The sequence below is a fragment of the Mesorhizobium sp. M7A.F.Ca.ET.027.03.2.1 genome, assembly GCF_003999175.1.
Taxonomy (GTDB): domain Bacteria; phylum Pseudomonadota; class Alphaproteobacteria; order Rhizobiales; family Rhizobiaceae; genus Mesorhizobium.
This window is the reverse complement of sequence record NZ_RZOM01000144.1, coordinates 1-8,585: the sequence shown is the minus strand read 5'-3', so window position 1 is coordinate 8,585 and position 8,585 is coordinate 1. Positions and strand designations below refer to the sequence as shown.

Annotated in this window: 9 protein-coding genes; 4 read left to right on the top strand and 5 right to left on the bottom strand. The window is 60.1% G+C overall.

All coding sequences use genetic code 11. The features are described 5' to 3' along the window. Positions 1 to 288 (bottom strand): hypothetical protein (locus EN750_RS09145; RefSeq protein ID WP_210212735.1); only part of this gene is annotated, 288 nt, incomplete at its 3' end. A gap of 1,101 nt (positions 289 to 1,389) precedes the next feature. On the opposite strand from EN750_RS09145, the gene EN750_RS09135 reads away from it, so the two are divergent. Beyond that, complete coding sequence (locus EN750_RS09135; RefSeq protein ID WP_127396220.1) at positions 1,390 to 2,145, top strand: SRPBCC family protein; 756 nt, start codon at positions 1,390 to 1,392, stop codon at positions 2,143 to 2,145. 438 nt (positions 2,146 to 2,583) lie between these two features. Here EN750_RS09135 and EN750_RS09130 read toward each other — a convergent pair whose 3' ends face one another. The 3 genes from EN750_RS09130 to EN750_RS09120 form a co-directional block, all read right to left on the bottom strand. Beyond that, positions 2,584 to 3,492: a LysR family transcriptional regulator gene (locus tag EN750_RS09130; protein WP_127396219.1), complete on the bottom strand. Its 909-nt coding sequence runs from the start codon at positions 3,490 to 3,492 to the stop codon at positions 2,584 to 2,586. Positions 3,493 to 3,507: 15 nt separating this feature from the next. Next, positions 3,508 to 3,690, bottom strand: coding sequence for a hypothetical protein (locus EN750_RS09125; RefSeq protein WP_127322615.1), 183 nt, complete (start codon positions 3,688 to 3,690; stop codon positions 3,508 to 3,510). Positions 3,691 to 4,166: 476 nt separating this feature from the next. After that, entirely contained in the window at positions 4,167 to 4,520 is a 354-nt protein-coding gene (locus tag EN750_RS09120; RefSeq protein ID WP_127330603.1) for a hypothetical protein, read from the bottom strand. Positions 4,521 to 5,496: 976 nt separating this feature from the next. Here EN750_RS09120 and EN750_RS09115 point away from each other — a divergent pair. From EN750_RS09115 to EN750_RS09105, 3 genes are read left to right on the top strand one after another with little or no spacing between them, the layout of a single operon-like run. Beyond that, positions 5,497 to 6,429, top strand: coding sequence for a hypothetical protein (locus EN750_RS09115; protein WP_127396218.1), 933 nt, complete (start codon positions 5,497 to 5,499; stop codon positions 6,427 to 6,429). After that, a complete protein-coding gene (locus tag EN750_RS09110; RefSeq protein WP_127396217.1) occupies positions 6,366 to 6,947 on the top strand; it encodes a hypothetical protein in 582 nt (193 codons plus the stop codon). Before EN750_RS09115 ends, EN750_RS09110 begins: the two co-directional genes overlap by 64 nt. Then, complete coding sequence (locus EN750_RS09105; RefSeq protein WP_127396216.1) at positions 6,875 to 7,219, top strand: hypothetical protein; 345 nt, start codon at positions 6,875 to 6,877, stop codon at positions 7,217 to 7,219. The genes EN750_RS09110 and EN750_RS09105 overlap by 73 nt, the downstream gene beginning before the upstream one ends. 227 nt (positions 7,220 to 7,446) lie before the next feature. Here EN750_RS09105 and EN750_RS09100 read toward each other — a convergent pair. Next, positions 7,447 to 8,585: amidase family protein (locus EN750_RS09100; RefSeq protein WP_245482657.1), on the bottom strand; the 1,139-nt coding region annotated here is incomplete at its 5' end.

The following is an 8,585-nucleotide window of genomic DNA, read 5'->3' as shown; positions in this document are numbered from 1 at the left end:
CACCGAGGAAGCAACCGTCGTCCCGACAGGAACGCTGGCGGAAATCGGGTCCATTACCTCGACAAGCGACTCGGGGATCGCGAAATCCTCGCCATCGTCAGGGGGCCTGATGGGCCGCATATGCGATGGCAAATGCTCGGCCACCTTGCGGGCGTGCCCCTCTGGCAACAGCTCTAGTGTGTCGCGGATGAACTCGGGAGACTCTCTGGCCAGCAATTCAGCTGCGTCGTCGGGTGCTCGGGCACGCAGTGTGCGCACCAACTTCTGAACGCCGGTCTCATCTTTCATTCGCTATAACCCCCAGTTGAAGGTCACATAATATGTTAAGTACCGGATCGCACCAATGTGGAAATACTCAGCTTCTTCCTGCCCCAGCAGTCCGCCTTGCTCTCGAAGTTACTGCGGCCTAAAACGAGTTGACATACGCCGCCTGACGCAAGCGTCGACCCGGCAGACGCCATCTCACCTGGGTGATCCGGACCGGTCCGGAATTCCTGCCTGAGCGATCAATGGCCGTCCTGGGAAATGCATGTGGGCAATGGCGGGTTGGAGAGTCTGATATCGTTGCGCATCGAGAGCTATGGCGCGGTCACTGTGATGTCTGCTTGTTGGAAGCGGCTGCTAATATCTCAATGACCGAGACGAAGCGCAAAGACGCCATTCGCAAAAGTCTGGTCAGACTGAATGTCTGAGATACGCTTAAGCCAACATCAGGATTCGGCGTGCCGAACGCTCGGCGGTAAGCTGCCGTTCTAGCTTGGCGTCCTCGGGCAAAGTTTCTCTCGTCAGCTCACGACTCCATCCCCCGTCGTTCGCGAGCGAACGGCACTATTCTGATACCCGCCGTCCACCAGGCGGACGACGAACTGGGCTCGAAGTCGACCTGGGACCTGTGCTGCGGTTAAGCATCCCACGTGATGATCGCGGTCGACAACTAGGTCGGCGAATTGGAAACGACCGCCACTCCAGCAAATCTGCTTTAGAGCAAAATTGCACGCCGGCTTACAGGCTGTGCGCAGCAGAGCCAATTCTCTTGCGATGCCGCCCCGCTTACGACAGGATTGCCGCAACTGGAGGTTAGCCTATGACGCCAGACCCCTTGCGGCCCGACCAGCTGCCACTCGACACTCCGCCTGTGCAATACCTGAACCTGGACCCGTCGCTTTATGTACGCGATGATATCTGGCAGCAGGAACGGTGCAGCATCTTCGCGCACACCTGGCAGTTCATGGGGCCTGTCGCCTCGGTCGCGACGTCCGGTCAATACCTTGCCATCGACATCGCCGGCACGCCGATCTTCGCCATCCGGGGCCGGGACGGGACCTTGCGCGGATTTAAGAACGTCTGCCGCCACCGGGGGGCGAAACTTCTGGCCGATGGCGCGGGCAAATGTGGGCTGATCGTTTGCCCCTATCACAAATGGTCCTTTGCCGACACCGGACGGCTGGTGCAGGCCCCATGGTATGGCAAGGATCCCGCGATCATCGCCGAAGACTGGCGCTGGAGACGGTGCACTTGTCGGAATGGCGCGGGCTGCTCTTCGCGGCACTCGACCCGAAGGAAAGTCTTCTGGATCAACTTGGCTCTCTGCCCGACGAACTGGCGGACGAGCCGTTGGAGACCTATGTCGCCACCGATCAGGCCACCGTCAGCTTTACGGCGAACTGGAAGATCTACACCGACAATTTCGTCGAAGGCTACCACATCCCTGGCACACATCCCTCGTTCTACGCTGCCATCGACTTCGAAGCCTTCCAGACCACCGCCCATCCCGGTTATGTCCGGATGACCGCACCGCCGAAAGACGGTCTGTTCTATCGCGGCAAATGGCTTTGGATGTGGCCGAACTGGACGCTGTCGCTCTTCGATGGCGGCATGAACGTTAGCCGGATCAATCCGACCTCACCGCATCACACAGACCAGCATTACCATTTCTTCTTTGCCGATATCGCTGCAGAAACATCCGAGAGCAGGGCGAAATCTGTGCAAGGCACTCTGGCCGTGGTACGCGAGGACTACGCCATCTGCGCCGATACGCATCGCAACTATGCCGCAGGGGCCTATAGCTCCGGCCCGCTCTCGGGGCGGCATGAGCGGGGAGTGCAGTATTTCCAGGAACGTGTCGCTGCGGCACTGGGGCTGTGAGCGCCCCTGGCGTCCTTGTCCGCCGGATAGCTCGGCGCCGGCACGAGAGCCCTCCGGCCAGTCGAATAGGGCGGGCACGGTAAGACGAGTTACGAGCGTCGTGGCAATCGGAGCTCGCTCAATGCGGAGAGCAGATCGGCGCACGCGGCTTTGACGACCACGTTTAGCGGGCTGGAGCTGATTGCCCCGATCGGCACCGATTCCGTGAGGCGCGGCTGCTGCTGCAACGCCTGCGTTAACCAGTCGCACGGCCGGCCGAGCACAGCTATCCGGTCATCTTCTGGCCCGGGCGATCAAGGTTTCGTGGTAAGCGACCAAGGACTTGGCATGAAGTCGCGTGCGATAGCGTGCCGGGAATAGGTCGTCCTTCGATTGCATTCATTTGATAGGATGCAAGATGCCCGGCACTGCTCTTGTTCTGACCCCTAATAGGCGCCATCACGAGACCTCATACTGCTGCGCCAGCGAAGCGGAAAGCTGGTCGGCGAAACGTGCAGCGGCCACCGGTAGGGTGCGGCCCTTGAGTTGGCCGACATAGAGCATGCCAGCGGGCACGTCGCGCAAGTCGAGCGGCCGGGAGATCATGTCACCGGTCATCGTCTGGTGGGATAGGCCAATCGGGAAATGGAAGGTGATGATATCCTCTGAGATAGCGTGGTTGCGCAGGAATTCGAAGCTGTCTGACTGAATCACCGGCTCCAGCTGCAGCGATGACGATTGCGCCCCGATGTCGAGCAGGTAGCGCACACCGTAACTTGATGTGGGAAGCGCGATTGGATAGTCGAGGCAAGCGCGCAAGCGCACCGTCTCGTGAGAAGCCAGCGGATGATGGGGCCGCATAACCGCATGCACCGGCTGGTGCACCCGTATTAGTGTCATGAAGGCAGCCAGCCGGGTTGGCTCGTAGACGATGGCAATGTCGGCCGTGTGATCGACCAAGGCACGCTCGGCCTCCTCCCGGTCGCGCAGGTGCACTCCGAAGGTCACATTCGGATGTTCCTTGCGGTAGAGTGAGATCTGCATCGGCAGATGGTAGGGCAATAGCGCCTGGCTGCAGGCGATCGCCACATGGCCGCGCCGGGCGCCAGCAAGGTCTGCAATCTGCGATTTCACGTGCTCCATATCGGATAACTGGTTGCGCATTTGCTGCACTAGAAGTTCGCCGGCGCTGGACAATCGCACGCCGTGAGGCAGTCGCTCGAAAATGGCAACGCCGAGTTCGGCCTCCATCGCCAATATACGCCGATTGAGCGCCGTCGAGGTTATGGCGAGCAATTCCGCGGCGGCGCGGATCGAACCGGTCTTGGCCACCACATCGATATAGTGAGCGGAGTTCAGGTAACGCATCGGCAGCCCCCGGCATCACCGCTGCAATTCTTGCAGCAGGCTGAACAAAACATAGCACAAGACAGCAGCGCCGTCATCGAGGATAATTAATCCTGTCGAAGAAGCATCTTCAAGCGACATTGATTTTTTAAAGACAATGAAAGATGGAATAATGTTTGTTCCACTTTCTTCAACTAATTCATCGATCGAATGGAGCAATCATGCGCCACATATCAATTGTAATATTAGCTTCTCTCGGTCTTGTCGCCCTTGCAAATGTATCGGCGATCGCCGTCGAACAATGTGGCGACGCGACCGAGTCATCTGGCCTGCCAGGTTATAATCATCAATGTGGTGTGACCTCTAAGGGCAGCATCGATGAAAGCGCTCTAGCGGACGTAGGCGAGCATAAAAGCTGCGGTTCGGATTGTGCGCAAGTCTACAGTCTTTGTAATACCAGCAGGGGTAGAGACTGTCGCCAAGAGTACAAAATCTGTTCTTGGAACTGCGTCTTTGGTGCGGCAATGACGATTCGCTAGTAAAGAAAACCCGACATTTGAAATTGCGCCGGAGTAGGGTACCAACCCGCATACGTGCGCTGGAGATATCGTAGGGCCACACCCTTACGCTGAGGCCCCGGCGCCTGGCCCCCATTGAGGTGGCTCCTTGTGTCAAACGCGCCAACACGTTTCGTTTCAAAGAAGGTTAGCAAGCAGGCGCGCGGCTGCACCATGGTAACTAACGCAGACCTGTTTAGCCATCGGTAGCGAACACCAAGCAGTAAGTTCGGCAACGAGAATGTCGTCGTTCCCATTCACCGGCGTGGTGCTAAGTTGTCCCTGCTTGTTCATCATGATCGCTACGGTTCCGTTTGCGCCATAACCGATAGCTGCCATCCTTTGAATGCGAGTGTCGTCCTCGACGCGAATATCGAACAGAACAGAGCCACCAGTCTTTTCCGCGACGTCAGCCACTCGATCGGCAAACGGCCGATTGATATTGGCGAAAGACTGCTCGAACAAAACCAGTTCAACATACTCCGCCTTCATTGCGTGAGAGTGCGCGGCATGACGCGCAGAACCAATAGGCCATGCACGTCTTATCCACACAAAAACGACCGCCACTGAGGGTGGCCTCTTCCACAGAAAACAACATAATCACCACCCAAACACCTTCGCGCGACAACGCGTTTAGGCCAGAGATGAGACGTCCTCTTCATTAGGCCTGGAACCACTGGTTTCAGCGCCAGGGTTTCTGTATTGCGGAAATTGTACCCTGAATCGGCTGCGACATCAGAGCTATCTGGTCCAGCCTCGTTCCCGAGGCCAGTTGGGGCGCAATCAGTCGCAGACAACCGTGGGCGAGATTTGGTTCGGTCAGCGCTGGAATGACGCTGCTGTCACTGTTCCCGCTTTAGAGGAAATGTGGCGTCGCCATCCTTCTCGCCTGATAAAACGCGCGGATTGGCGCTTGAGACACCGTCGTTCTTTCCGCCTTTGTGGTGCTCTTCTGATTAGCCTCGCGCGTCTGCTTCAAGCTCCTTGCCGGGGCGCTTGCCAACTTTCTTGTCGACCGATTTTTCCACCATCAGCCTCTCCTTTGTGAAGCAATGGCAACTCTTCGATCGGCCTGAGGTTCCGGGACAATCGGCCATCGGACCGCTGCCGCCCAAAGGCGATTTCGGTCTTCGCGTCCTCCGACCCTGGGCATTTCAGGTCGTGGCAAAGTTGGACTTCAACGGCCGACATGAGGCGCATTGGAGTCCGGCAGCTTTGGGGCCGTCTGCTGTCCTTCCGGTTTTGGGCCCGATGGGCTAGAAGGCTGGCGTTCCCCTTGCGACCCGAGTCGGTCATGTGATGTGGGCGCCAGAACCCCCAAAGGCGGACGGTCGATAGCCTTTGAGGTGAGCGTAACGAGATTCCGTCAACGGGTGGATGCCGAAAGACGGCACCGACCCGAGATCAGTAGCTTTATCATTTTTTGAATTCTGCGCGGTAAGTTCCGCGCATGTGGTTGAAGACTTACTTGATCATCACCGGCGTCGGCGCGTTCGTGGCGCTGACAATGCCATGGCTGGTCATCATCGGCAGTTTCCTGATCATCCCGGGGCTCATCCTCGGGTCGATGCCAACGGCCTTCATGTATGGCATCGCTTTCGCGCTGTTCTGCTTGCTGCTCGGAAGTTTCCTTTCAGGCGTTCCTCTGAACGTCATGTCGGGCGCCGCGACGCTGGCACTGTTTTGGACCATCCCCCAGCCAGGCCTCACCTGGGCGAGGGGCATGCTGGCCAGCCTGGAGGAGCCGGACATTCAGTCGAACGCACCGATTGCGCTCAAGGGCGATATTCTCCTCGCCCGCCCGTTCGAGGGCCGTTGCGATGCATTGTGCGCGGCCTTGCTCAAGACCCCGGGCGTAACTTCGGTCCGCGTCCAGACCCTTCGCGGTCAATCCTATACCTATCGCGTCGTGCCGGACTCGACGCCCGGCAAACGAAGCACCGTCATCGGGCATGGCCTGCTGGAAGAGCGCCGCTACGATGCCTCCGATCCGCTCGCCCCTCAGCGCGCGCTGGAAGCCGAATGGAACCTGATGATGTCAGAGGGCAAGGCGCTGCTGCAAAGCGACGACGCCCCCGAACCCGGCTTCACCATCGCTATCGAGCACGGCCCTGCCGCGCTCGACTCCAAGCCCCGATCGGGACGGGTGGATTGGTCGCTCGAACCCTCCGCACCCCACCGCAAGGCGCTCACCATCACCGACGCCGGTGAACAGGTGCTGCTGCGGCAGTCGATCCTGTCGATCTTTGCCCCGGCGGCGCCGTTGCTGATCGGGACTTCGGGCGGGATCGAGAACTTCCGGTTCGTTGGGCGCGTCTGCGGCTCGGTGACGGAAGGATGTACGCCGAGGTTCCGGTCAACCGGCTGCTGCTCGACCACACCAGCGTTTCGCGCGGCGTGAATATGGAAGCGGCGAAAGCGAGAACGCGCGAGGAACTTGCCAGAGCGCTCGACGATCCGCGTAAGCCGGTGAGCGGTCCCGTGTTCGCGCTCGCCAATCAATGGATGGACTCGTTCCGCGCGAACGACCAGCCGCTCGGCGAAAGCGACCGGCGCCTGCTGGTTCGCGTCTTGGAGGACCCACGGGTGCGATCCCCAGACGGGCTGTGGGCGATCATCAAACAGGTCGATGGCGACTCCGCCGATCTGCGGCGGCTCGCCGCCCGCCGCTACCTCGCGGCCACCGACAAGAAGGAGGCGCGCCACTGGATCAATGCCCTGGCCGGCCTCCCTGTGGGTGCATACACCGATCCTCTGCCCGAAGAGCGCGCGATTCTCGCAGATCCGGCGGTCAGCCGCTTTGCCACCGGCCTGATCAAGCGCCAGGGGACCGCGGCGTCGATGCCGTGCCCGACCTGTTGCGGCTGCTGCGCGAGTACTCCGTCTACGATCCGGGCAAGTATGGTTTCAGCGACCTGACCGCGGCTACCGATGCCGTGCGAAGCGGCTTTCGCCGCATTGGCCCTGCGGCCTTTTTCGCGCGGCCTGGGATCGAGCAGCTCTTGGCTTCGCCGGGTCTGAAGTACCGCTACAAGACGCTCGGCCAGGAAGAATGGGACACGCTGCTGGTCGTCCTCGGGAAGCCTGTCGAAACGCTTACCAAGCTGGAAAACCGAAGTGGAACCGACGCGAGGTACCGCGAGCGCGTCGCTCAACGGGCCGCCAAGCCTTACGACCCACGCCGGGATTGATCGCCGAAACGGGACGAAGAATCTTCGCGGGCAGAGCTAGCCGCTTCGTCCTACCGGTCTTTCCGATATTCCATGGTGCGCGACCGTGTGTGGCGGGATCAAATCGAGTAACCCATCGTGTTGCTCCTCGGTTTTGATTGGCCACTCGAGAAACGACAGGTGAAGGCAGAAGCGGGGCCGATAGCGAAACGGCAGCTTCCGGCTTCGCGATCAAGGATATCACAAGTTTAACCGCCGCGGGCGGTGTCGCCACCTGCTCTTGCCTCCGCATATTCCGTTGACGAAGTGTTCAAGCGGGAACGATCTGACAGAAAGCGGCGCCAGCCCCCAAATGACGAGATATCAAAAGCGCCTAGCAAGCCCACGGATTCCACTAGAAAACCTTTGGCGGTGCTGCCATCATCAAGCTCTATATTGCCAATGCCCAGGGGCGACGGGATGGCGGCCACAAAGTGGCCGAATGCGTCGGCAGGTAGCCGCCAAACCTCTACCTCGATCGCAGTGCCGCCGTTTTCAACACGGACCAGTCCCGGCTTGGGCGTGGTCTGGCCCGCGAGCTCATATAGCTTGTATGAAGATGCCGTCCTCATTGCCCGGCAGAACCGGGCACCAGCCTCCTTGAGATGGCCATTGAGCGGCATTCCCGAGAGGTGAGCGCCGACCACCACCAACTCGATAGTGCCATCTTCGACTGATGCGCCGACAGGCTGCGCGCTCGGCTGCCGCCAGCCAGTCGCGCCGAGGGTGGGACTGCTCGCGGCATGGAGATCGCGCGCGACGGATGCTACAAGGCCGTCCGCTCCGGCGGCCGCAAGCAGCGTCACGCTCATCGGCAGCCCGTCGTCGCGCTTGCCGGTCGGCACGGCGATGCCGCACATGTCCAGAAGATTGACGAAATTGGTGTAGGTGCCGAGCCGGCTGTTGGTCTCGACGGGATCGGTGAGCACGGTAGCAGTGGTATAGTGCGTTGGGGCGGTCGGCACGCAGAACAGGTCGACCGAGGCGATGACCGGGGCGAGCTTCGCCTTGTAGGCCTGCAAGGCGTAGAGGCCGCGGAAGGCGTCTGCCGCCGACAGGTTACTGGCGCCGCCGATGATCTTGCGCGTCACCGGATGCAAGGCGGCTTCGTTGGCTTCCATGAAATCGCGGATCGCCGCATAGCGCTCGGCCACCCAGGCACCCTCATAGAGTAGGTTGGCGGTGGCGTAGAAATCGCCGAAGGGGATTTCGACCAGCCGGCAGCCAAGCCGCGACAGAATGGCAAGCGAAGCTTCGAAACCAGTCTGCATGGCCGTATCGCCGAAGAATTTGAGCTCCGCTTTTCCAGGCACGCCGACGGTCAGCACCGGTTGGCGCGCGGCGAGCG

What these genes read in the sequence shown, in the direction of transcription:
- EN750_RS09120 (WP_127330603.1), bottom strand. Translation starts at nt 4,520, where the DNA reads ATGAAGGCGGAGTATGTTGAACTGGTTTTGTTCGAGCAGTCTTTCGCC.
- EN750_RS09110 (WP_127396217.1), top strand. Translation starts at nt 6,366, where the DNA reads ATGTACGCCGAGGTTCCGGTCAACCGGCTGCTGCTCGACCACACCAGC.
- EN750_RS09130 (WP_127396219.1), bottom strand. Translation starts at nt 3,492, where the DNA reads ATGCGTTACCTGAACTCCGCTCACTATATCGATGTGGTGGCCAAGACC.
- EN750_RS09135 (WP_127396220.1), top strand. Translation starts at nt 1,390, where the DNA reads ATGTGGGCTGATCGTTTGCCCCTATCACAAATGGTCCTTTGCCGACAC.